The sequence below is a fragment of the Acinetobacter sp. YH12112 genome, from assembly GCF_013418945.1.
Classification (GTDB): domain Bacteria; phylum Pseudomonadota; class Gammaproteobacteria; order Pseudomonadales; family Moraxellaceae; genus Acinetobacter; species Acinetobacter indicus.
In genome coordinates this window covers 49,675-71,942 of the sequence record NZ_VPBA01000009.1, presented here as the reverse complement: position 1 = coordinate 71,942, position 22,268 = coordinate 49,675, and the positions used below count along the sequence as shown (strand labels likewise).

20 protein-coding genes are annotated in these 22,268 nt (G+C 46.9%); 10 read left to right on the top strand and 10 right to left on the bottom strand.

Going from position 1 to position 22,268, the window contains the following annotated elements; translation table 11 throughout:
• Positions 1-6: 6 nt before the first annotated feature.
• The 4 genes from lepB to FTU50_RS05145 all read right to left on the bottom strand — a co-directional run bounded on the left by lepB (position 7) and on the right by FTU50_RS05145 (position 4,814).
• Complete coding sequence (lepB, locus tag FTU50_RS05160) at positions 7-834, bottom strand: signal peptidase I (RefSeq protein ID WP_075174748.1); 828 nt, start codon at positions 832-834, stop codon at positions 7-9.
• A gap of 23 nt (positions 835-857) precedes the next feature.
• Positions 858-2,675 (bottom strand): translation elongation factor 4, encoded by a 1,818-nt coding sequence (gene lepA, locus FTU50_RS05155; protein WP_005176673.1) that lies wholly within the window; start codon positions 2,673-2,675, stop codon positions 858-860.
• A 174-nt stretch (positions 2,676-2,849) separates the two neighbouring features.
• Positions 2,850-3,311 (bottom strand): thioesterase family protein, encoded by a 462-nt coding sequence (locus tag FTU50_RS05150; RefSeq protein ID WP_005176672.1) that lies wholly within the window; start codon positions 3,309-3,311, stop codon positions 2,850-2,852.
• Positions 3,312-3,428: 117 nt separating this feature from the next.
• Positions 3,429-4,814 (bottom strand): Do family serine endopeptidase, encoded by a 1,386-nt coding sequence (locus tag FTU50_RS05145; RefSeq protein ID WP_104469870.1) that lies wholly within the window; start codon positions 4,812-4,814, stop codon positions 3,429-3,431.
• 228 nt (positions 4,815-5,042) lie between these two features.
• Between FTU50_RS05145 and nadB the strand changes: the two genes are divergently transcribed.
• Complete coding sequence (gene nadB / locus FTU50_RS05140) at positions 5,043-6,689, top strand: L-aspartate oxidase (protein ID WP_005176669.1); 1,647 nt, start codon at positions 5,043-5,045, stop codon at positions 6,687-6,689.
• Positions 6,690-6,794: 105 nt separating this feature from the next.
• Here the strand turns inward: nadB and mtlD are convergent, their stop codons facing one another.
• The 5 genes from mtlD to pabC form a co-directional block, all read right to left on the bottom strand.
• Positions 6,795-8,939, bottom strand: a complete 2,145-nt coding sequence (gene mtlD / locus FTU50_RS05135; protein WP_180046705.1) for a bifunctional mannitol-1-phosphate dehydrogenase/phosphatase — start codon at positions 8,937-8,939, stop codon at positions 6,795-6,797.
• Positions 8,940-9,307: 368 nt separating this feature from the next.
• Positions 9,308-9,727 carry a PaaI family thioesterase gene (locus tag FTU50_RS05130; protein ID WP_005176662.1) on the bottom strand — a complete coding sequence of 140 codons (420 nt, stop codon included), beginning with the start codon at positions 9,725-9,727 and terminating at the stop codon, positions 9,308-9,310.
• A gap of 61 nt (positions 9,728-9,788) precedes the next feature.
• The gene (tmk, locus tag FTU50_RS05125) at positions 9,789-10,400 is read right to left on the bottom strand and encodes a dTMP kinase (RefSeq protein WP_005176660.1); all 612 of its coding nucleotides are present in this window, start codon (positions 10,398-10,400) and stop codon (positions 9,789-9,791) included.
• Between the two features lie 2 nt (positions 10,401-10,402).
• The gene (gene mltG / locus FTU50_RS05120) at positions 10,403-11,461 is read right to left on the bottom strand and encodes an endolytic transglycosylase MltG (RefSeq protein WP_180046703.1); all 1,059 of its coding nucleotides are present in this window, start codon (positions 11,459-11,461) and stop codon (positions 10,403-10,405) included.
• Between the two features lies 1 nt (position 11,462).
• Positions 11,463-12,275, bottom strand: a complete 813-nt coding sequence (pabC, locus tag FTU50_RS05115; RefSeq protein WP_180046702.1) for an aminodeoxychorismate lyase — start codon at positions 12,273-12,275, stop codon at positions 11,463-11,465.
• A gap of 161 nt (positions 12,276-12,436) precedes the next feature.
• On the opposite strand from pabC, the gene FTU50_RS05110 reads away from it, so the two are divergent.
• The 7 genes from FTU50_RS05110 (at position 12,437) to FTU50_RS05080 (ending at position 19,446) form a co-directional block, all read left to right on the top strand.
• Complete coding sequence (locus FTU50_RS05110; RefSeq protein WP_104491649.1) at positions 12,437-13,447, top strand: sulfate ABC transporter substrate-binding protein; 1,011 nt, start codon at positions 12,437-12,439, stop codon at positions 13,445-13,447.
• A 47-nt stretch (positions 13,448-13,494) separates the two neighbouring features.
• Positions 13,495-14,100 (top strand): alpha/beta hydrolase, encoded by a 606-nt coding sequence (locus tag FTU50_RS05105; protein ID WP_104472953.1) that lies wholly within the window; start codon positions 13,495-13,497, stop codon positions 14,098-14,100.
• 83 nt (positions 14,101-14,183) lie between these two features.
• Positions 14,184-15,017 (top strand): sulfate ABC transporter permease subunit CysT, encoded by an 834-nt coding sequence (cysT, locus tag FTU50_RS05100; RefSeq protein WP_005176654.1) that lies wholly within the window; start codon positions 14,184-14,186, stop codon positions 15,015-15,017.
• The gene (gene cysW, locus FTU50_RS05095) at positions 15,014-15,907 is read left to right on the top strand and encodes a sulfate ABC transporter permease subunit CysW (RefSeq protein WP_075167788.1); all 894 of its coding nucleotides are present in this window, start codon (positions 15,014-15,016) and stop codon (positions 15,905-15,907) included. The genes cysT and cysW overlap by 4 nt, the downstream gene beginning before the upstream one ends.
• A gap of 11 nt (positions 15,908-15,918) precedes the next feature.
• Entirely contained in the window at positions 15,919-16,980 is a 1,062-nt protein-coding gene (locus FTU50_RS05090; protein ID WP_005176652.1) for a sulfate/molybdate ABC transporter ATP-binding protein, read from the top strand.
• A gap of 54 nt (positions 16,981-17,034) precedes the next feature.
• On the top strand, positions 17,035-17,958 hold the full coding sequence (locus FTU50_RS05085; protein ID WP_075167787.1) for a CysB family HTH-type transcriptional regulator: 924 nt from the start codon (positions 17,035-17,037) through the stop codon (positions 17,956-17,958).
• Between the two features lie 273 nt (positions 17,959-18,231).
• Positions 18,232-19,446, top strand: a complete 1,215-nt coding sequence (locus tag FTU50_RS05080; RefSeq protein ID WP_180069535.1) for an OmpP1/FadL family transporter — start codon at positions 18,232-18,234, stop codon at positions 19,444-19,446.
• A 55-nt stretch (positions 19,447-19,501) separates the two neighbouring features.
• On the opposite strand, the gene carO is transcribed toward FTU50_RS05080, so the two are convergent.
• Positions 19,502-20,245 carry an ornithine uptake porin CarO gene (carO, locus tag FTU50_RS05075; protein ID WP_180057431.1) on the bottom strand — a complete coding sequence of 248 codons (744 nt, stop codon included), beginning with the start codon at positions 20,243-20,245 and terminating at the stop codon, positions 19,502-19,504.
• A gap of 305 nt (positions 20,246-20,550) precedes the next feature.
• On the opposite strand from carO, the gene dapD reads away from it, so the two are divergent.
• Both dapD and queE read left to right on the top strand, forming a co-directional pair.
• The gene (dapD, locus tag FTU50_RS05070; RefSeq protein WP_005176646.1) at positions 20,551-21,372 is read left to right on the top strand and encodes a 2,3,4,5-tetrahydropyridine-2,6-dicarboxylate N-succinyltransferase; all 822 of its coding nucleotides are present in this window, start codon (positions 20,551-20,553) and stop codon (positions 21,370-21,372) included.
• A 95-nt stretch (positions 21,373-21,467) separates the two neighbouring features.
• Positions 21,468-22,178: a 7-carboxy-7-deazaguanine synthase QueE gene (gene queE, locus FTU50_RS05065; protein ID WP_180069532.1), complete on the top strand. Its 711-nt coding sequence runs from the start codon at positions 21,468-21,470 to the stop codon at positions 22,176-22,178.
• The last annotated feature ends 90 nt before the right edge of the window (positions 22,179-22,268 follow it).

The following is a 22,268-nucleotide window of genomic DNA, read 5'->3' as shown; positions in this document are numbered from 1 at the left end:
ATGATTTTAATCTATGCTGCCGTTTCGGCTAAAAGACGGCAATTTAAAACCAGGCTCTTTGTGCATCCAGATATAGACGGCACGGCCGGTCAGGTTTTCTTCAGGTACAAAACCCCAGAAACGGCTGTCAGCACTCTGATCGCGGTTATCCCCTAACGCGAAGTAATGACCTTCTGGAACTTTGACTTCCCAATATAAACCATTTGTAGAAGCATATTTACCATTTTCGACATAATTAATAAAGGGTGCCTGACGCGCCACGTTTACGCCTTCCAGTTCACGCATGGTAAAAGTATGCGTGCCTAAAGTTTCCTGATGGTAAATCGAGTTGGGTGTATCGAGGCTGTCTTTTTCACGGCTAAATTCCAGTGCAACTTTCTGCACCTTTTCGCCGTTAATGGTAAATTGGCCATGATCATAAACAATATGATCACCCGGCAAACCCACAATCCGCTTAATGTAGCTAATGCTTGGTTGTGGCGGATAACGGAACACCGCCACATCACCGCGTTCTGGCGAACCGGTATCAATAATTTTGCTGTTGACGATTGGCAAACGCACGCCATAGTCAAATTTATTTACCAGAATAAAATCCCCGGTCTCCAGGGTTGGCACCATTGAATCTGACGGGATGTTAAACGGCTCATATAAAAACGAACGCAGCACCAGCACAACGGCCAGTACCGGCCAGAAGTCATACGCCCATGTGATAATGAAATTTTCATTGCCCCGCCCTTTGGTCTGTCTTTGCTTGAAGACAAATTTATCCAGCAACCACACAGCAATAAAAAACAGCGTGGCAGGAACGAGGATCAAATTAAAATCAAAATCCATGGGCGTTTATCCTTCTAATCTTATTAGCGTTCGACTTTTAATACAGCTAAGAACGCTTCTTGTGGGATTTCAACGCTACCCACTTGCTTCATACGTTTCTTACCTTCTTTTTGCTTGGCCAGCAGTTTCTTCTTACGCGACACGTCACCGCCATAACATTTGGCCAATACGTTCTTACGCATGGCTTTTACTGTCGAACGGGCAATAATTTGCGCACCAATGGCCGCCTGAATTGCGACATCAAACATCTGACGTGGAATCAGGTCTTTCATTTTTTCAACCAGCGCAATACCACGGTGACGGGCATCCTGACGGTGACAGATCATTGCCAGCGCATCGACTTTTTCACCATTAATCAAGACATCGACTTTTACCAGCGATGAACTTTCAAAACGCACGAAGTTGTAATCTAGTGATGCAAAACCACGTGAGCAGGATTTCAATTTATCAAAGAAATCCATCACCACTTCGGCCATTGGAATTTCAAAGGTAATGGATACCTGATTACTCATGAATTTCATGTCTTTTTGCACACCACGACGCTCGATACACAAGGTCATGACGTTACCCAAGTATTCTTGCGGCACCAGAATGTGACATTCGGCAATCGGTTCACGTAAGTCTTCAACGGTGGAACCGTCTGGCATTTTCGATGGACTGTCGATGTACACGGTCTGGCCATTTTTCATTACGGCTTCATAAATAACCGTAGGCGCAGAAGAAATCAGGTCCAGATCGTATTCACGTTCTAAACGTTCCTGAACGATTTCCATGTGCAGCATACCAAGGAAGCCACAGCGGAAACCAAAACCGAGCGCATCCGAACTTTCTGGTTCAAAGAACAGCGCCGAGTCATTAATTTGCAGCTTTTGCAGTGCTTCACGGAACGGTTCAAAATCGCTGGCATCAATCGGGAACAAACCGGCATAGACCTGCGGTTTTACTTTCTTGAAGCCCGGTAACACTTCCACTTCTGGCGTGGTTGCCAAAGTGATGGTATCGCCGACTGGTGCACCAAAAATGTCTTTAATGCCGGCAATCACGAAGCCGACTTCGCCCGCTTCCAGAATATCGGTTTCAGTATGTTTCGGATTGAAAATACCCACAGAGGTAATGATGTGCGTTTGACCGGTTGATTTCATCAACATCTTGTCGCCTTTACGCACACGTCCCTGCTTCACACGCACCAGAGACACAACGCCCAGGTAGTTATCAAACCATGAGTCGACGATTAAAGCTTGCAATGGCGCATCACGATCACCGGTTGGTGCTGGAATGACATCGACCAGACGCTCTAACACACCCGCAATCCCCAGACCGGTTTTGGCTGAACAGGTCGGCGCATCGGTTGCTTCAATGCCAATAATATCTTCAATTTCCTGAATCACGCGTTCAGGCTCTGCTTGCGGCAGGTCAATCTTGTTCAGAATTGGTAAAACTTCCAGACCTTGCTCAATCGCGGTATAGCAGTTGGCGACCGATTGTGCTTCTACGCCCTGGGCAGCATCAACCACCAGTAATGCACCTTCACACGCTGCCAGTGAACGTGAAACTTCATAAGAAAAGTCAACGTGTCCCGGGGTGTCAATGAAGTTCAACTGGTATTCCTGACCATTCGGATGGGTATAGTACAAGGTCACCGAAGTCGCTTTAATGGTAATCCCACGTTCACGCTCAAGTTCCATTGAGTCCAGTACTTGCGCCTGCATTTCGCGATCCTGCAAACCGCCACAGGTCTGAATGAAACGATCCGCAAGGGTCGACTTGCCATGATCGATATGTGCAATGATCGAGAAGTTACGAATGTTTTTAATATCAACAGATTTTTTAGCTTGCGCCATGGGCTACCTTAAAAAATAACGCGCTATGCAAACCAGATTCAGTGCACAGCAAAAGCCGAATAGAAATTGCGAAGGATTATAGCAGATGGATTTTTTAAAGTATCCAAAATAATGCAAAGCTTTTCGGCCCGGCCGGTTTTAGATCATCCGATACAAACCGGCCAGTGACGATGCTTATGCCGGCTGTGGCGGATACTGGTTAAAATCCATCGGATTCAGATCGGCTGGAATAGGCTGATACGCCTGGGAAAAACTTGGCGACATGCGTTTTGGACGGCCGCTGTCAATTTCCACACAGGCCCATTTGGTCTGCGCGACAAACAGCACGCTCTGGTCCTGCGGACGATAAAACACATACTGGCGAAACAGGTACAACGCATTAATTTCACTGAGCCAGGTTCTTAAAATCAGCTCTTCACCGGCAAATGCAGCCTTGCGATACTGCACATGATGCTCCACCGCCACCATGGCATGTTTCATTTCCAGAAACTGCGCCATGCCCAGGCCCAAGGTTTCAATATGGGCGCTGGCCACATCCTGCATCCACTGCACATAAACCACGTTGTTGACATGGCCCAGACTGTCGATATGCTCGGGTTGAACCTGAAGTTTTAAATCAAAAAATGTACTGCTCATGCTCTGTTACTGTACTGCTGCATCGGCTATTGAGGCCCCTAGTCTACTGAAAATTGGCCCCGGATAAATTGAAAAATAAAAAAACCACAGCAGGCTGTGGTTTTTAACTGGCTCAGATCAGGAAATTCGCATGCCGACAATAGCACGTTGTCCCTGACGGATTAAGGTCACACGCGCCACGCTGCCCTTTTTCAGCTGCGAAACCGCCTGAACAAAGCTGTTGCTGTCGGTGACTGGGCTATTGTTCAGCTGTACGATGACATCACCCGGTAAAATTCGCGACTGCGCTGCAATACTGCCCGGACGGACTTCCTGAATCAGCACGCCGCCTTTAATTTCCAGCTGACGCATTTCTGCTGCTGACAGGTTCCGGATTGCGACCCCAAGTACCGGGCCTTTATTCTGGCTTGGCGTAACATTGCTCTTGGCCGGGGTGTCATCCGGTGCAGTACTTAAAGTAGCCGAGATATTCCGGCGACGGTCATCGCGTAAAACTTCCAGCTGGATGGTCTGTTTAGGTGCAGTACGGTTCAGATAATTGAGTAATTCGCTGGTGCGCGAAATTGGGGTACCGTTGTATTTTAAGATCACATCACCCGCACGCAAGCCGGCTTTGGAGGCTGGAGAATCCGGTGCCACCTGGGTAATTAAGGACCCTTCCGGTTTATCCAGTCGATACGATTCTGCCAGCGTCCGGTCAATATCCTGCAGGCTCACACCTAAATAGGAACGGGTGACTTTACCATGCTGTTTTAACTGGTCTGCCACTTCCATCGCCACATCAATCGGAATCGAGAAAGACAGGCCCATATAGCCGCCCGTTCCACTAAAGATGCGCGAGTTGACCCCAACCACTTCACCGCGCTGGTTAAATAGCGGTCCACCCGAGTTACCCGGGTTTAAGGCAACGTCAGTCTGAATAAACGGTACCGAGGTTTCCCCCATCATGTTACGCATTTTGGCACTGACAATACCAGCAGAGGCGGAATAGTCAAAACCAAATGGTGAACCAATTGCCAGCACCGGCTCACCGACTTTCAGGCGATCAACATTACCGGTACGCAGTTCAGGGAAATTGCTGCCAGATACTTTCAGCAAGGCCACATCAGTCCGTTCATCACTGCCGACCACGGTGGCATCAATTTCACGGCGATCATTCAGGACAATGGTGACTTTGGAGGCATTTTCAATCACATGGTGGTTAGTGAGCAGGTAGCCATCTTTGCTAATAAAGAAGGCACTGCCATAACCGGTTTTTTCTTGTGGTGCCTGACGCTGCGGAATCACCACCCCATCGCCAAAGAAACGGCGTAACAGTTCCGGAACCTGTTGTTGTAACAGCTCTTCCTGGCTTAAACGTTTGACCACATTGACACTGACAACACCGGGGCTGACCTGTTCAACCAGGTTGGAAAAATCTACTGAAGTAGAGGCCTGTGCTTGAACAGATGCCATAGTGAACACAGCTGCATAGAGACCCTTCTGTAAGTAGCGATTATTCATATATAGCATTCACTCAATTTGTTTATAAAAATGTGATGTTCTGTTTTTAACATAACGCTTTTTAAGATTTCGTAATAATATGTTCAATTCCTCAACAGGATACAAGTGCTTATGCCATTTTTTATAAAATGGAGTTTTATTGCTTTTTCTCATCATTAATAAGCATCTTGACCCTTGCCTTTTGTTTTAAAAAGCGTTGTCATTACCAGACTTTTTTCAAATTAGCTGATGGACATGTCTAATTTACATGCAACTCATCATTTTGATGTGATCATTGTGGGTAGTGGCGGCGCAGGTTTAAGTCTGGCACTGTCATTACCAGCTCATTTTAAAATTGCCGTGCTGGCCAAGTCGGCCCTGACTGATGCCAGCACCTTTTATGCCCAAGGTGGGGTCGCAGCCGTACTGGATGAAACCGACTCTATTCAACAGCATATAGATGATACAATGATTGCAGGCGCGCATTTATGTGAACTGAATGCCGTGCAGCAAACTGTAGAGGGCGGTAAACCTTCGGTCGATTTCCTGCTTGAACATGGCGTTCAATTTACCCTCGATGAACAGGAACAACTGCATTTAACCCGTGAAGGCGGCCACTCCCAGCGCCGGATCATTCACGCGGCAGATGCCACGGGACGTGCCATTTCAACGACACTGGTCCAGCGGGCCAGAGAAAAACAGAATATCCAGATTTTTGAAAACTTTGTTGCCATTGACCTGATTACCACACAGAAACTCGGTCAAACCGGTGACAATCGTGCATTGGGCCTGTATGCCCTGGATGAAAACACCGACCAGATTGATACCTTCCTGGCGCCCTTTACCGCCCTAGCCTGCGGCGGTGCCATGAAAGCCTATCTGTACACCTCTAACCCGGATATTGCCACCGGTGACGGGATTGCCATGGCCTACCGCGCCGGTTGCCGCGTCGCCAATATGGAATTTAACCAGTTCCATCCGACCTGCTTATACCATCCGCAAGCCCGTTCCTTCTTGATTACCGAAGCCATGCGTGGCGAAGGCGCCTATTTACGCCTGCCAGATGGGGAACGCTTTATGCTACGTTTCGATGAGCGTGCCGAACTGGCGCCACGTGATATTGTGGCACGTGCGATTGACTTTGAAATCAAGCGTCTGGGGATTCGTCATGTCTGGCTAGACATCACCCATAAACCGGCCGAATTTGTTAAAGAACACTTCCCGACCCTGTATGCGCGTTTACTGGAACTGGGCATCGACATCACCAAAGACATGATTCCGGTGGTCCCGGCGGCGCATTATACCTGTGGCGGTGTAGTGGTTGATGAACACAGCCAGACCGATATTGCCGGCCTGTATGCCATTGGTGAAACGTCTTATACCGGCCTGCACGGTGCGAATCGTATGGCCAGTAACTCACTTTTAGAATGTTTTGTATATGGCATGAGTGCCGCTGAACACATTCAGGCTGAATTCAAGCCCGATTATCAATCACCAAATGTGCCGGCCTGGGATGATTCTCAAGTGACCCATCCCGATGAAGATGTGGTAATTCTACAAAACTGGGATGAACTGCGCGCCACCATGTGGAACTATGTCGGGATTGTCCGCACCACCAAGCGTTTACAACGTGCCCTGCACCGTATTGAAATGCTGAAACGTGAAATTACCGAGTATTATCAGGACTACAAAGTCAGTAAAAACCTGATTGAACTGCGTAATCTGGTGCTGGTTTCAGAAATGATTGTGCGCTGTGCCATGCAGCGTAAAGAATCGCGTGGCCTGCATTACACCCTGGATTATCCAGAACTGGCAGATGAGCTGCGTAAAACTGTCCTCACGCCGCCAAACTTCCAGGTAGAAACGCCATTGGTGAATGAGGATGTGCCGGCTTAAAACGCTTATGCCATCTTCAGTTCTGAAAGATAAAAAACCGAATCGCAGGATGTGATTCGGTTTTTTATTGGGATCAGCCAAAAATGGTTTCAGCCGGATGGTTCCTCAAGTTGAAGCATATTGCGCTGCACTCGAGGTTGGCTTTAATAATGGCAACTGCTCAGGTTCTAGCACTCCGGACAGCAATTGCGGCAGATAGGTCTGCACATAATTACGTAAAGTCAGTGCCACTTGTGCCGAGAAATGTGGCTGCTGCAATTGTGTCTGTAAATGTGCCAAAGCCTGCGCCTCGGTCAGCTGATGGGTTTGCACCGCATAGACATAGCCCAATAAAGCACCTTGTGCCAAAAACTGATACGGCAACCCAGCCTGGGCATTGCTAGCAATTGAACCTAACACCCGCTCGGACGCACTGAGCTTGCGTAGCGGATCACGCGCCACCCGTGCACATGGGTCTTTATAGGCATGGACACAGGAGTTTGCAAAACTTTGTGCCAGTGCATGCAGGTCGTGTTGCCGGTGTGGTAACACCACCGCCAGTCCCTGCTGAACCTGCTGTAACAACTGCTGCATGAACTGTTCAATCTGCGGGTCGGCCAGAGCCACACCAATGGTTTGATGACCACGCAGGCTGGCATACCAGGCAAGCATGGCATGCACCCCGTTCCAGAGCCGGTTTTTAATCAGCTGGATTTCACTGATGTCTTCGACAAGAATCATCTGCCGCATTTTTTGCAGTAACGGACTGGCATTTTCCACATAAATCGGCATGTCGATTTCTGCATTAAACAGAATAAGATCCATGGTCTGTAGAATATGACTCGGCTGGAAATTACGGCGCAAATCTTCCACATACAGACTGGCCTGACGTTCCTGCTCCGGCTGCAAACGGGTGTTATCCTCAATTTCAACCGGCTCGGCTTCATCTTCTGTCTGCGACTGCTTGAAGATGTTGTATTTAATCCGTAGCTGGCGGTACAGGTTCTGGTCAGTCAGTTTGGATACCATACGGTTGACCACGGTATCGCAGAAATAATGCTGCGCTAAAATGGCTTGTGCGGTCTGCACATCACTTAAGGCCACCAGGGCTTTACGGATATGCTCCAGCAATAACTGCTTGGCACCGACTTTATTTAAAATAATCAGCACGGTTAAAGGCGCAGCCGGCTGGTCCTGATGGGCCAGATAACGTGCATACAGGCCTTGCGCAATCACCTCAGCTTCGCTGCTCAGCGCTTTTTCTGGCAGACATAAGGCAATCAAGCTGGATTCGATATACATCTCCTGCATGTGCTGCAGGTTATCTGCATCAATAATGCTCATGTTTTCAATACGCTCATCATAGGACATTTGTCCATAACGAATGCAATAGGTGCCAAAAGCATTCACCGCAGAGCGATACAGCTGGTTACGGGTAGAGGCATAAATCCGTTTCGGACGGGTATAACCATCCCAATGCGATAACACCTGTGCCAGATAACCGCCGCCAATCGCACCAAAGCCATGGATTCCGACGGTTAGCTGGTTCAAGGTTTGTGGAAAAGCTTCCTGCAGACTAGGCATCCCCAAGGCCGGAATATACAGGTTTAAATCTTCCAGATAATCTTCCATGCTTTCATAGTAGTAATGCGCCTTAGACAGCATCTGTTCATTTGGTGCTTTAATGTCCCGCAGCAGCACGGTAATGCCCTGCGCTGCATAGGCCGAGGTCACACCATTGTCTGAATCTTCAAACATGAAACAGTCACTGGCGGAGAGATTCAGCTTTTGCGCAGCGGTCAGGAAAATTTCCGGATGCGGTTTGCCACGTTGGACTTCATCTCCGCACACCAGTACATCAAAAAATTTATAGACATTGGCATTAATTAAATATTCTTCGGCAATGGCACGGCGACTGGACGTCGCCACTGCCATGCGCAGCCCGGATTTACGCAAGCGCTCCAGCACCTGTAGCAAACCGGTTTTAATCGGCACGCCAAACTGACGCACACTTTCCAGTTCCAGCTCATCGGCACGCTGGCGAATTTCGGTATAGGGAATATCTTCACCATATTCAGCCTGTGCCAGCTGTTTGGCACTCCGCGCACTCAAGCCCAGACAACCCATTAAATAGTCATCGCTGAACTCGACTCCAATCAATTCCCGAGATGCCTGTTTCAAGGTTTGAAACCGTAAACGCTCAGTATCAAACATTGTGCCATCCATATCGAAAATTGCGCCCTGGATCATTTTATTTTTAAATTTAAGCATTTCCCCCCTCATTTGATCATTTTTCAACAGGCCTAGAGCCTAGAGCAATTTTTGAGGGAACAACACCTTAGACAAAGAATGAAATATTTAAGGTTAAAAATTAACCACTTGATTGGAGTAAGATTTAAGATATGTAACTTTGAGTAATTAATAAGTAACATCATGTAAATCAATAAAGCGATTTTGCTGAAATATAAGGATAAGTTTTAAATAATTCGGAGGGTGCTTTTCGGCGAATTAAATAGGCTTCAAAAAATAAAAAGCTGGAAGCATCAGATTGGCGAAGAAACTGAAGCAAGCAAAATTAAGACGAGTAAGAAAAGGATAAAATCAAGCGAGCCAGATCAAAAGAACAAGTGACCTGAGAATCAAGCCACTTGGGGTGGAATTGAATAGGTTCCGGTCACATGCGCCACCGGTTCCTCCTGCCCGACTGAATAAATCCAGACTTCACCCACGGCCAGACTTTTACCCAGTTTCATGAGCCGGCATTCCGCCCGCAGGTTTTTTCCACCAGCGGGTTTGCGTAAAAAATTGATATTCAGGTTGGTGGTGACCGCCAACCCGACAATCCCAATCTGGCCCAGAATGGCTACATATAAAGCCAGATCTGCAGCCGTCATCATGGTCGGACCAGAGATCGTGCCGCCCGGACGTAATTCACTTTCCCCAACCCGATAGGTCAAGCAGGCACCCATTGGCGTGACCGCATCAATCTCGCATTTTTCCAGACTCTGGGGAAATTCTTGTTGTAAAAATTCAATAATTTCAGCACGGTTACTTTTCATTGTGATCAAAAAATCCTCTATCATCACGCTACTATAGAAGATTTTTAGTCTTGACCCAAATTTAAGCAGCAACTGTCTGTAAATATTTGAGCGCCTCGGCAAAGACCAGATCCGGACTTTGGGTGGCATCTAAACGTTTAATCCGTTCTGGTTCTGCCTGCCACAACTCCTGATAACCAGCACGCACCTTTTCAAAAAAGGTGACTTTTTCCTGTTCAAAACGGTCCAGCGCACCACGTTCACGCGCACGGGACATGCCCAGTTCAATCGGTGCATCCAGCCAGAAAGTCAGAGCCGGCATGTGCGAAACAAAATTCTGGTTCAGCAATTGCAACTTTTCCCGGCTTAGGCCACGCCCAGCACACTGATAGGCAAAGCTGGCATCAGTAAAGCGGTCACAGAGTACCGTTTTGCCAGCTGCCAGTGCAGGCAGAATCACCTGCGCCAGATGCTGGGCGCGCGCTGCGTACATCAGCAGTAATTCAGTATCATTACACATCTGCTCGTCATGATTGACTGAAAGCAGCAGACTGCGAATCTGCTCGGCCATCGGGGTGCCACCCGGTTCACGGGTTAGCACTACTTCACTGCCTTGAGCCTGCAAATGTTCATAAATACGACGGATGAGCGTGGTTTTACCTACCCCTTCGGTGCCTTCAAAGCTAATAAACATGCTCACTCCTTGTTCTTCGCACGAATGACCGCCAGATATTCCTGAACTGCGCGGTTATGATCTTGCAGATTGGTACTGAATTTATGTCCGCCATCACCGGTGGCGACAAAATAAAGATTGTCGGAATCATCCGGATGCATTGCTGCTTCAATCGCGCGTTTGCTTGGCAGTGCAATTGGTGTTGGCGGCAAACCATAGATGGTATAGGTATTGTACGGGGTTGGGGTACGTAAATCCTTACGGGTAATATTGCCCTGATATTTGTCGCCCATTCCATAAATGACGGTTGGGTCAGTTTGTAAACGCATGCCTATCTTTAAACGGCGCACAAATACGCCAGAGACCTGACGCAGTTCGCTATCGACATGGGTTTCTTTTTCAATAATCGACGCCATCACCAGCGCTTCATATTTATTCTTGTACGGTAAATCTGCTGCACGGTTGGCCCAGGCTTCATCCAGTGCTTTCATCTGACGCTGATATAAATCGGTCAGAATTTTACGATCCGATTCGCCCTTGGCAAAGAAATAGGTATCTGGCGCAAACAGGCCTTCTGGATGCTCAAACGGAATATTCAGCGCTTTTAATAATTGATCGGTCGGAAGATGGCTGACTTCTTTAGTCACCAGTTCATCCTTTTGCAGACGCTGTACCAACTGTTTAAAGGTGGTGCCTTCAATGACCAGAATCCGGTTCATCTGCGCATTTTCCGCATTGGAGATCATTTCCATGACTTCACGGATGCTCATGCCCTGCTGGATTTCATAAACCCCGGCTTTCATCGAATCATGAATCATGATTTTCTGATACAGCTTCAGAATAATCGGGAAACTGACCTGATCATTTCTTTCCAGACGATCAATAAAACCGGAATAGGTATCGCCATCGCTAATGGCCAGTAATTCTTTCTGGCCTTTTACCGGATAGTCTTTAAACAGGCTGGACCAGAGCATCACCACGACAATGAGGAGTGCGCTCAATAACAGGGTTAAAATGCCTTTAATCGGCAATGGGGAACGAGGCTTGTTTTTCTTTTTCGTTTTAGAGCGGGATGAAGACATATTAATGCATCTGATTCAATTGAAGACGATTAAACAGTTCAATACAGGCTTGAACATCTAAAGGGCGCGCATCGAGCTGGGTCACGATTTTCATCGGACTGAGCGCATTACAGAAAAACAGACTCTGGAACTGCGCGATTTCTTCCATATCGACATAACGCTGGCGACAGGAAATGCCGTGCTGCTGCATACGGGCCAGAATTTCAGCCCGCATCACGCCGTGGACGCCATTATAGCGAAGTTCCGGTGTAATCCATTCATTGTTTATAAGAATAAAACAATTACTGCTCACCCCTTCAACAACCGAGCCTTGCACATCAGTCACCAAAGCTTCTGGCCAGCCCTGCGCATCGGCTTCTTTTTTCAGTATCACCTGTTCTAAACGGTTCAGGCTTTTAATACCGACCAGCTGCGGCATACTCAGTCCCATCGCTTGTTTCAACACACCACTGGCGATTTTTTCATAGTGGAAATCATCCACTGCTTTAGGATAAAAAAAGACCCAGACATCAGCCTCTTGTGCGGGCAGGCTATAACCGCGCTGTCCATCTCCCCGACTAATGATGATTTTTAAGGTGCCGTTAACCTGCGGATAGCGCTGCTGCAGCTGTTGAATCGACTGCTGGATAAACGCCAGATTGGCATGTAAATACAAACGCTCACAGCCGCGTTGTAGCCGCAGCAGATGTAAGGCCTCCAGTTCAATCTGGCCATTGCGGATGCGCGCGGTGCTAAAGCAGCCATCGCCATAATGAAAGGCACGGTCCAGCACTGAAACGGCCGATATTTCCTCAGCATTCTTAAAACATTGCATACAACAAGTATCCATTTGAGCTGGCTTTAGTGTAAGAATGGAAGATCTATTTATATTTCTTTTTTATTCATATAAAATTCATTTTTTATTATTTTTTTAGGAATAAGACTAGCGCTATTCTTGCCTCATGTTACAAAACAGCGAAAAATTTGAGGTTAGTCATGAGTTTTACAAAATTAAAAATTGGGGTACTGGCCGCATTAATTTCGGCATCCTCCTTTGGTGTTGCTGCAAAAGATTTTCTGAACGTGTCGTATGACCCGACCCGTGAATTATATGATGATGTGAATAAACAGTTTGGCAAATACTGGGAAAGCCAGACCGGACAAAAAATTAATTTTAAACAGTCACATGGCGGTTCAGGCAAACAGGCCCGTGCCGTAATTGATGGCCTGAGTGCCGATGTGGTGACGCTGGCTTTGGCTGCCGATATTGATGTAATTGCGGAAAAAGCCAAACTGTTTCCGGCAGACTGGCAAAAGAAATTACCACATAACTCGACGCCTTATACCTCGACCATTGTATTTTTAGTGCGTAAAGGTAATCCGAAAGGGATTCAGGACTGGGGCGATCTGGTCAAGCCGGGTGTGGGCATTATTACCCCGAACCCGAAAACCTCAGGCGGTGCACGCTGGAACTATCTGGCCGCCTGGGCTTGGGCTAAACATCAGCCGGGTGGCAATGATCAAACTGCACAGGAATTTGTCCGTAAAATTTATAAAAACACCAAAGTTCTGGATTCAGGCGCCCGCGGTTCAACCACCACGTTTGCCGAGCGTGGCATTGGTGATGTACTGCTGGCCTGGGAAAATGAAGCGCACTTAGCCATTCGTGAGCAGCCGGGTAAATTTGAAATTATTACCCCAAGCCTATCGGTACTGGCAGAACCGCCGGTGGCCATTGTTGAGAAAAATGCCGAAAAACACGGCAACAAATATTTGGCCCAAGGCTATTTAAACTTTCTGTATTCCCCACTCGGACAAGATTTAGCCGGCAAACATTATTATCGTCCTCGTAGCGAAGCAGCATTAAAGAAATACAGCCAGGTGTTTAAACCATTAAAGCTGGTCACGGTGGATCAGGAATTTGGGGGTTGGGCCAAAGTCCAGTCTGCACATTTTGAAAATGGCGGCATTTTCGACCAGATCGTAAAAGCCAATAGCGCGAAATAATTCAGCTATAGCATCAGCAACTGTAGGGTAAGCAAAGGAGCATCGACATGATTCATACCGTAATTGTTCCGGGCGTGGGTGGCAGTGAATATGGCCACTGGCAATCCTGGTTACAACGACAACTCATGTCCTGCTCCCGCGTCGAGCAGCAGGACTGGAATGCCCCGGTACTCAAAACTTGGGTAGAACAGTTCCGAAGCACCGTGGCGGCTATTGATGCACCGCTGCAAATTGTGGCGCATAGCTTTGGCTGCCTGACTACCGTAGCCGCTCTGGCGCAATACCCGGCGCTGCAACGCAAGGTCAAGAATCTGGTACTGGTGGCGCCGGCCAACCCGGGCCGTTTTGGTGAAGCCGGTTTTGCCCGTGACAGCCAGCATGACTATCAGGATTATTTTCATCAGCTGCAAGTGCAGGTTCCGGCCAGCATGCTAATCAGTGAAAATGATCCCTGGTTAAATGCCGAACATGCACTGGAACTGGCGCAGTCCTGGCAATTAGAGCCAGTGAGCTTGGGCCATGTCGGGCATATTAATGTCGCCTCTGGTTTTGGTCCTTTTCCTGAACTCTGGAACTACCTGATTTCAGAAAAGGCTATGCAGCATATCAGTATTACTGATGACAGCAAGTATTTATTTAAATTTGCAATTTAACCCTCGCAAATTATGCTTGTGCCGAAATTTATTTATTTTTCGCTGGCTGATTTCAGCCCGCATTCTCTCTTTGAGGAGTAATCATGTCGCAGCGGTCCCGAGTGCTGCCAGGATTTGGTCTTTCTCTAGGCTTTACCCTAGCGTATTTATCATTAATCGTTCTGATTCCTTTGTCTGCCGTATTTTTAAAATCGCTAGACATTGGCTGGGAAGGTTTATGGGAAATTTTAAGTTCTGAACGTATCTTAAAATCTTTGCAGTTAAGTTTTAGTGCTGCGCTGATCGCAGCACTGGTGAACGTCGTTTTTGGTTTATTGCTGGCCTGGTGTCTGGTGCGTTACCGCTTCCCGGGCAAACGCCTGATTGATGCGCTGGTCGATTTACCTTTTGCCTTACCAACCGCCGTGGCCGGTATTGCCCTGACCTCTTTATATGCACCGACCGGCTGGATTGGTCAGTATCTGGAACCTTTAGGCATTCAGGTGGCCTATACCCCAATCGGGATTACCTTGGCCCTGATCTTCATTGGTATTCCATTTGTGGTGCGTACCGTACAACCGGTACTCAGCGATTTGGAAACCGAGCTGGAAGAAGCGGCATCTGCTCTGGGCGCAAATCGTCTGCAGATTGTTACCAAAGTGATTTTCCCGATTTTACTGCCGGCATTAATTACTGGTTTTGCCCTGGCCTTTGCCCGTGGCGTGGGTGAATATGGTTCGGTAATCTTCATTGCCGGGAACCAGCCTTTTGAAACTGAAATTGCCCCGCTGATGATTATCTCCCGTTTAGAAGAATATGATTATGCCGGTGCAACCACTATTGCGGTGGTGATGCTGCTGATTTCATTCGTGATGCTGTTCCTGATTAACTTGTTACAAGCATGGGCCAGCCGTCGTACAGGGAGAACAGCCCGATGAGTTTAAATACCAACAGCAATGCTTTGGCCGACAAGCTGCAATCGCGTGATGCCACCCGTGAACCGACCTGGGTTCGCTACACCTTACTGGCCATTGCCCTGATTTTCTTCCTGAGCTGCCTGATTCTGCCATTAATTCTGGTGTTCGTTGAAGCCTTTAAACAAGGTGTGGGCGTGTATACCCAGGCGCTTGTACATCCAGATACCTTATCTGCAGTCAAACTGACCTTACTCACCGCGGCTATTGCCGTTCCACTCAATGTGGTGTTTGGGGTAGCCGCAGCCTGGTCAGTGGCCAAGTTTAACTTCCCGGGTAAATCGATTCTGACCACCATCATTGATTTGCCGTTCTCGGTCTCTCCGGTGATTGCCGGGATGATGCTGGTACTGATTTTTGGTACTCAGGGCTGGATGGGCAACTGGTTAATGGACAACGACATCAAGATTTTGTATGCCGTGCCAGCGATTGTCATTGCCACCATCTTTATTACCGTACCGTTTGTGGCACGTGAACTGATTCCACTCATGGAAGCGCAAGGCACCGAAGAAGAAGAAGCGGCCATTGTACTGGGTGCATCTGGCTGGCAGACCTTCTGGAAAGTCACCTTGCCGAATATTAAATGGGGCCTGATTTACGGTGTCATTCTGTGTAATGCCCGGGCGATGGGTGAATTTGGTGCGGTCTCAGTCGTGTCTGGACACATTCGCGGTGAAACCAATACTTTGCCCTTACACGTTGAGATTCTCTATAACGAATATACCTTCAGTGCTGCGTTTGCGGTGTCATCCCTGCTGGCCCTGCTGGCGATTGTGACCTTGATCCTGAAAACCTGGGTCGAAATCCGTCAGGAAAAGCAGGACAAACGTAATGAAGATTCAACAGTTTCTTAAGGAATGACCTCATGAGTATTCAAGTTAAAAATATTGAAAAACACTTTGGTGCATTCCATGCACTGAACAATATCTCCCTCGATTTTCCAGATGGCCAGCTGGTGGCTCTCCTAGGTCCATCGGGCTGTGGTAAAACCACCCTGCTGCGGATTATTGCCGGTTTGGAATCTGCCGATGGCGGTCAGGTGATTCTGGAAGGTCAGGATGCCACCGATGTTCACGTGCGTGAACGTCAGGTCGGTTTCGTCTTCCAGCATTATGCGCTGTTCCGTCACATGACTGTTTTTGACAACATTGCCTTTGGTTTACGTGTGCGTCCGCGTGCCACCCGTCCATCGGAAGCTGAAATAAAAAAACGCGTGACCCGTTTGCTTGATCTGGTGCAACTCGGCTTTCTGGCCGACCGTTATCCGGCGCAATTGTCTGGCGGTCAGCGTCAGCGTATTGCCCTGGCGCGTGCTTTAGCCGTTGAACCACGTGTTTTGCTGCTGGATGAACCGTTTGGTGCGCTGGATGCCAAAGTGCGTAAAGAACTGCGCCGCTGGTTACGTACCTTGCATGATGAATTGCATATCACTTCAATTTTTGTTACCCATGATCAGGAAGAAGCCTTAGAAGTGGCGGACCAGATCGTGGTGATGAACAAAGGCAACATCGAGCAGATTGGTTCACCACGCGAAGTCTACGAAAAACCGGCGACGCCGTTTGTGTTTGACTTCCTGGGTCAGGCCAACCGTTTTGAAGGTCAGAACAGCAATGGCCTGATTCAGCTGGGTGAAGACCGTATTCAGCTGGCCAGCGCACAACAGGGGCCTCAGGGCGAGATCATTGCCTTTGCCCGCCCGGATGAGCTGACCATTCATGCCCAGCCACAGGACAATGCCATTCAGGCCACCTTCTTACGTGAAGTCTGGATTGCCGGTAAAGTGCTGGCAGAACTGAACGACCGTCAAGGGAACTTAATTGAAATTTCCCTCACCCCAGAAGAAGCACGCTTGCATCAGTTCCGTCCAAACCAGACCGTCTGGCTGACAGCAAGTCAATTACATTTATTTGAAAATCAAGTCGCTTAACCGCGCACCGATGGGGCATTTCAAGCCCCATCCTTTTTTGAGGGAAAAAAGGACATGAACTTCCAACAGCTCAGAATTATTCGAGAAACTGTGCGCCAGAACTTCAATTTAACCGAAGCCTCTGCGGCGCTGTACACCTCCCAGTCCGGGGTGAGCAAGCATATTAAAGACCTGGAAGATGAACTGGGTGTGCAACTGTTTATCCGTAAAGGCAAACGCCTGCTCGGTTTGACTGAACCTGGTCAGGCCCTACTCGGTATTGTTGAGCGCATGTTGGTGGATGCTGATAATATTAAACGTCTGGCCGATGATTTTAATAAAGTGGATGAAGGCACCCTAACCATTGCCACCACCCACACTCAGGCACGTTATGTACTCCCGCCGATTGTGAACCAGTTTAAAAAAGAATTTCCCAAGGTCCATCTGATTCTGCAACAGGCCAGTCCGGTTGAAATTACCGAGATGCTGCTACAAGGCGAAGCCGATATTGGTATTGCAACAGAATCCTTAACCACAGAAAGCAATCTGGCCAGTGTGCCTTACTATACTTGGCAGCACAGTATTATTACCCCGCAAAACCATCCGCTGGCCCATAAAGCCGAGATCAGCATTCAGGATTTGGCGGAATATCCGATTATTACCTACCACGGCGGTTTTACCGGCCGTTCTAAAATTGACAAAGCCTTTGAAGATGCCGGTATTGATGTTGATATCGTGATGTCTGCCCTAGATGCCGATGTCATTAAAACCTATGTCGAATTAGGCATGGGCGTCGGTGTAGTCAACAATGTAGCCTATGACCAGGAACGTGATTATCGTTTAAAGCAGATAGAAACCGATATTTTTGGCCTGAATACCACCTGGCTGGCGGTGCGTAAAGGACATTTACTACGTGGTTATGGCTATGAGTTTATTTCCCTGTGCTCACCTGAAGCCGACATTAAAGCCCTGAAAAAAGTCGCGTATCCGGAAGACTAACCCCAACAAAAAATGGAAATGGAGAGGATGGCATCAGCATCCTCTTTTTTTATATCTCTCAAGTTGATCCACTAATCAGACTAGTCCAATCCACACTTCTTAAATTTTATGCTAACGCTCATTTTGCACTACATTACAGCACCCCTAAAAAATGGGATAAAGATCACTTAAAATTGTTTATTTTTTCATCAAATTCAGTTTTAATAGCTAGATAATTTTTTAATATCAATACTTTATAAATTTATAATTTAACCAAAAATTAAAGGACGGCCAATGAAGGTCTATTTTTTCTGGGTGTCGATGAGCCTGCTTTTACCGGTTCAAGCTGTTTCTGCAGCAGCGCTGGAGCAGTCCGGACAATCCATGCATATTTTTTTCCAGCCCGATCATTATGCCGAAATCTCCCTGGTGCATTTAGAGGCCGATGTTGCAGGACAAGTCGAAAATCAGGCTGCACTGGCCGAGTTAGGGATTTATGATTATTCTACCGGCAACCTGGCACCCGAGCAGCGTTTTGTTCTCGGTGGTTTTAAACTGCAGCTGAATCCAGAGTTTTCCTTTGCCCTGCTTTATGATCAGCCCTTTGGGGTCAAGGTTAACTATAACTACAACCCGGATTTTTATGGTCAACCATTAGACGTCGAAGCTGCCGACATTCGCTTTAAAACAGAAAATATTAGCGCACTTGTCGGGTATCATCCGGATACGCACTGGACTTTTTATGCAGGACTCAGCCATCAATCTTTTCAGGGAAACCTAGAGCTTTGGGGACAAAATTATTATATTTTTCATGGCTATCAGGCCCATTTCCCTGAAGATGATGCGTGGGGCTGGCTGGCCGGGGTACGCTACCAGATTCCTGAATATGCCATGAGTGCGGCGTTCACTTATCGTTCGGCCATTCATCATCAGCTAGCGGTACAGGAACAGTCCCCACAAGGCCAATTGCAGATTGTGGCGGACCAGAGTACCGCGGTTCGCACACCCGAATCACTGAATCTGGATTTGCACACCGGCATCAGTGCCAATAACCTGCTCTATGCGGGTATACGCTGGGTTAACTGGAAAGATTTTTATATACAACCGACTCAATTTGGCGCCGTGATTGATGCTTACGCAACATTCGTTCCTGAAATTAAAGACTTTAAATTAATTCATTATCAGAAAGATCAATGGTCGGCCAAACTGGGCGGGTTACATCGCTGGAATGCACGCTGGATCAGTCAGTTAGAACTGGGCTGGGACTCCGGGATTGGCAATCCGGCCTCGACCCTAAATCCGGCAGATGGGCACTATAGCCTCGGCTTAGGCCAGCTCTTTTATTTTCGACCTGACAGTTTTATTGCTGCAGGGGCCTATTATTTAAAGTTTAAACAGCCGCATATTCAACCCAGTGATTTTGCCGGCACTCAAATTTCCAGTCTAGCCTCGGTCAATCGGGACAATCATGCCTGGGTATATGGACTAAGATTTGGCTATCATTTCTAAAGGTATAAAAAAACGAGCCGAAGCTCGTTTTTGGTTTAGCTCAAGCTAATAGATATTACCAGTGGTAACTTACACCTAGTTTGGCTACTGGCATCCATTCGTATTTGTCATCATTGGCAATTTTTTGCTCTTCAGCACGTACTGACTCTGAAATACTTGGAGAACCAGTAACTGCGTTAGATAAATTACCATATTCACTTAAATTAACAGTCGGATTACCTGTATAGAACGCACCAACTTCACCAAATACACCCCAATTATTGTTAATCTTTGGAGCAAAACCTAAACCTAAATATGGCGCAATGTCATTTTCATAAGCGAGTTTACCTTTCACCCCACCTAAACCTGTGTATGCAACATCATTTACATGAATAGTACCTTGCGCATTTTTATTTTGCTTATCTAAGCCGTATTCATTGTCAATATAGCCAACACCTGCTGCAACATAAACGCCTTGCGCCCATTTACTTGGACTTGCACCCCATGGGCGAATTTCAGCATTTAAATAGGTCAAGTTATTGTCCATATCCATATCGTACTTAGTACCATTAATAGATAAGTCATCCGACCAAGAAATATCGCCACCGTTATAACCAAGAGCTAAGCCCACATACGGGTTTGCAGTCCAAAGTAAGGCACCACCATAACCAGTTGTACCGACTTCAGCACGGACACCTGTTGGAATGAGTTGGTTACGATCAAAGGCATAACTATCATGTATTACTGCTGTATCTGCCATTGCTGAACCTGCTGCTGTAGCAAGCACTGAAATGGCTAAAATTTTATGTAAAGATTTCATCGTAATATGCTCCTCAAAATAAAAACTTATTTTTCATGTTTCGTACTATTGTTGATAAGCTTAAATATAAAGAAGTTCCCGCACAGTTTTTATGCACATTTTGCTCATTTTTTGTTATTTTTTGATACAAATCTATGTTTCTTTTTGAAAGATAACTCTTTTTTGAGGTGAAAGTTTAAGCAGATGTTTCTTCTATTGAGCGAAAACATTTTTCTTTATTATTAATTTCGATCTTAGCGCCAATTTTCATCTAACCCGTGTTCAATTTAGTGTAAAATCTTGAAAATTTTTTTGGAAGGAAGATCATGTCTCAGCTTTCAACGATTATTGAACAAGCGTTTGAAGATCGTGCTAATTTCACCGCGGCAGACTGCCCGGCTGAAATCCGTCAGGCAGTAGAGGAAGCTATTGCTGGCTTAGATAACGGTACACTGCGTGTAGCGGAAAAAATTGACGGTGAATGGGTTGTACACCAATGGTTGAAAAAAGCCGTTTTGTTATCTTTTAAACTAAACGACAATAAACCAATTGAGTCATGTGATCTTCGTTTCTATGACAAAGTCGACACCAAATTCAAAGGCTGGACTGAAGAACAGTTTAAAGCGGCTGGCGTACGCGTAGTACCCCCTGCAGTTGCACGTAAAGGTTCGTTCCAGGCAAAAAATGTGGTGCTGATGCCATCGTATGTCAACATTGGTGCATATGTAGATGAAGGCACTATGGTCGACACTTGGGCCACTGTCGGTTCATGTGCACAAATTGGTAAAAATGTACACTTGTCTGGTGGTGTCGGTATTGGTGGTGTACTTGAGCCACTCCAAGCCAATCCGACCATTATTGAAGATAACTGCTTCATCGGCGCACGTTCTGAAATCGTGGAAGGCGTGATTGTTGAAGAAGGTTCTGTGATTTCTATGGGCGTTTACATTGGTCAATCTACCAAGATTTATGACCGTGAAACTGGTGAAATCCACTACGGCCGTGTTCCTGCCGGTTCTGTAGTTGTTTCTGGCAGCCTGCCATCTAAATGCGGCACATACAGCTTATATGCTGCCATTATCGTGAAAAAAGTTGACGCGCAAACACGTGCGAAAACCAGCTTGAACGATTTATTACGCGAAGACTAATTTTTCTTTAGTTTAAGCGGAGCTATCGCTCCTCATCTCTACGGTTAGCAATGATCGTAGAGATTTTTGTTTTTCTACCCGGTGGTTAATTTGTTATGAGTACGCTTCGATCTTCCGCTATTCCTGTTTCTGATCCGTCTGCGGGTTTACGCATTACGGAGATCTTCTATTCATTACAAGGCGAAGCCAATACCTCAGGGCTGCCAACTGTGTTTATCCGTTTAACCGGTTGTCCGCTGCGCTGTACCTATTGCGATACCACCTATTCTTTTGAAGGTGGCGAGCGTCAGTCGCTTGAAGCGATTATTCAGACCACGCTGGACTTTAACACACCGTATGTCTGCGTGACGGGCGGTGAACCGCTGGCACAGCCGAATGCCCTGCCTTTAATGCAGCGATTAGCAGATTTAGGCTGTGAAGTGTCCCTGGAAACCAGCGGTGCTTTAGATGTATCTAAGGTAGACCCACGTGTTTCCAAAGTTTTAGATTTAAAAACCCCAACCTCTGGGGAAGTTGCACGAAATTTGCTTTCGAATCTGGACTATTTGACTACGCACGATCAAATCAAGTTTGTGATTTGTAACCGTGAAGATTATGAATGGTCAAAGCAGCAAGTAGAGTTATATCAACTGCATAAAAAAGTCAGCACCGTCTGGTTTTCCCCTGCCTTTGAAGTTGAAAATGGTGCCGCACGCATGCCACAACTGGCCCGTGATTTGGCCCAATGGATTTTAGAAGACCATCTCCCTGTTCGTTTTCAGCTACAGTTACACAAACTGCTGTGGAATGACGAAATTGGTCGTTAATCAGGCTGCTGTATAATTGCTCTGTTTGCAAAATTAAGCTGCGAAACGCAAAGCTTTATACACAGCTCAAATTGCTTTTTATTATTTTGG

Bases quoted from the DNA above. Each gene is read 5' to 3' on its own strand.
- cysT (WP_005176654.1), top strand. From the start codon at position 14,184: ATGTCGCAGCGGTCCCGAGTGCTGCCAGGATTTGGTCTTTCTCTAGGC.
- FTU50_RS05090 (WP_005176652.1), top strand. From the start codon at position 15,919: ATGAGTATTCAAGTTAAAAATATTGAAAAACACTTTGGTGCATTCCAT.
- carO (WP_180057431.1), bottom strand. From the start codon at position 20,245: ATGAAATCTTTACATAAAATTTTAGCCATTTCAGTGCTTGCTACAGCA.
- queE (WP_180069532.1), top strand. From the start codon at position 21,468: ATGAGTACGCTTCGATCTTCCGCTATTCCTGTTTCTGATCCGTCTGCG.
- FTU50_RS05085 (WP_075167787.1), top strand. From the start codon at position 17,035: ATGAACTTCCAACAGCTCAGAATTATTCGAGAAACTGTGCGCCAGAAC.
- tmk (WP_005176660.1), bottom strand. From the start codon at position 10,400: ATGTTTATTAGCTTTGAAGGCACCGAAGGGGTAGGTAAAACCACGCTC.
- FTU50_RS05080 (WP_180069535.1), top strand. From the start codon at position 18,232: ATGAAGGTCTATTTTTTCTGGGTGTCGATGAGCCTGCTTTTACCGGTT.
- FTU50_RS05110 (WP_104491649.1), top strand. From the start codon at position 12,437: ATGAGTTTTACAAAATTAAAAATTGGGGTACTGGCCGCATTAATTTCG.
- cysW (WP_075167788.1), top strand. From the start codon at position 15,014: ATGAGTTTAAATACCAACAGCAATGCTTTGGCCGACAAGCTGCAATCG.
- lepB (WP_075174748.1), bottom strand. From the start codon at position 834: ATGGATTTTGATTTTAATTTGATCCTCGTTCCTGCCACGCTGTTTTTT.
- mtlD (WP_180046705.1), bottom strand. From the start codon at position 8,939: ATGCTTAAATTTAAAAATAAAATGATCCAGGGCGCAATTTTCGATATG.
- nadB (WP_005176669.1), top strand. From the start codon at position 5,043: ATGGACATGTCTAATTTACATGCAACTCATCATTTTGATGTGATCATT.
- FTU50_RS05105 (WP_104472953.1), top strand. From the start codon at position 13,495: ATGATTCATACCGTAATTGTTCCGGGCGTGGGTGGCAGTGAATATGGC.
- FTU50_RS05150 (WP_005176672.1), bottom strand. From the start codon at position 3,311: ATGAGCAGTACATTTTTTGATTTAAAACTTCAGGTTCAACCCGAGCAT.
- FTU50_RS05145 (WP_104469870.1), bottom strand. From the start codon at position 4,814: ATGAATAATCGCTACTTACAGAAGGGTCTCTATGCAGCTGTGTTCACT.
- pabC (WP_180046702.1), bottom strand. From the start codon at position 12,275: ATGCAATGTTTTAAGAATGCTGAGGAAATATCGGCCGTTTCAGTGCTG.
- FTU50_RS05130 (WP_005176662.1), bottom strand. From the start codon at position 9,727: ATGAAAAGTAACCGTGCTGAAATTATTGAATTTTTACAACAAGAATTT.
- dapD (WP_005176646.1), top strand. From the start codon at position 20,551: ATGTCTCAGCTTTCAACGATTATTGAACAAGCGTTTGAAGATCGTGCT.
- lepA (WP_005176673.1), bottom strand. From the start codon at position 2,675: ATGGCGCAAGCTAAAAAATCTGTTGATATTAAAAACATTCGTAACTTC.
- mltG (WP_180046703.1), bottom strand. From the start codon at position 11,461: ATGTCTTCATCCCGCTCTAAAACGAAAAAGAAAAACAAGCCTCGTTCC.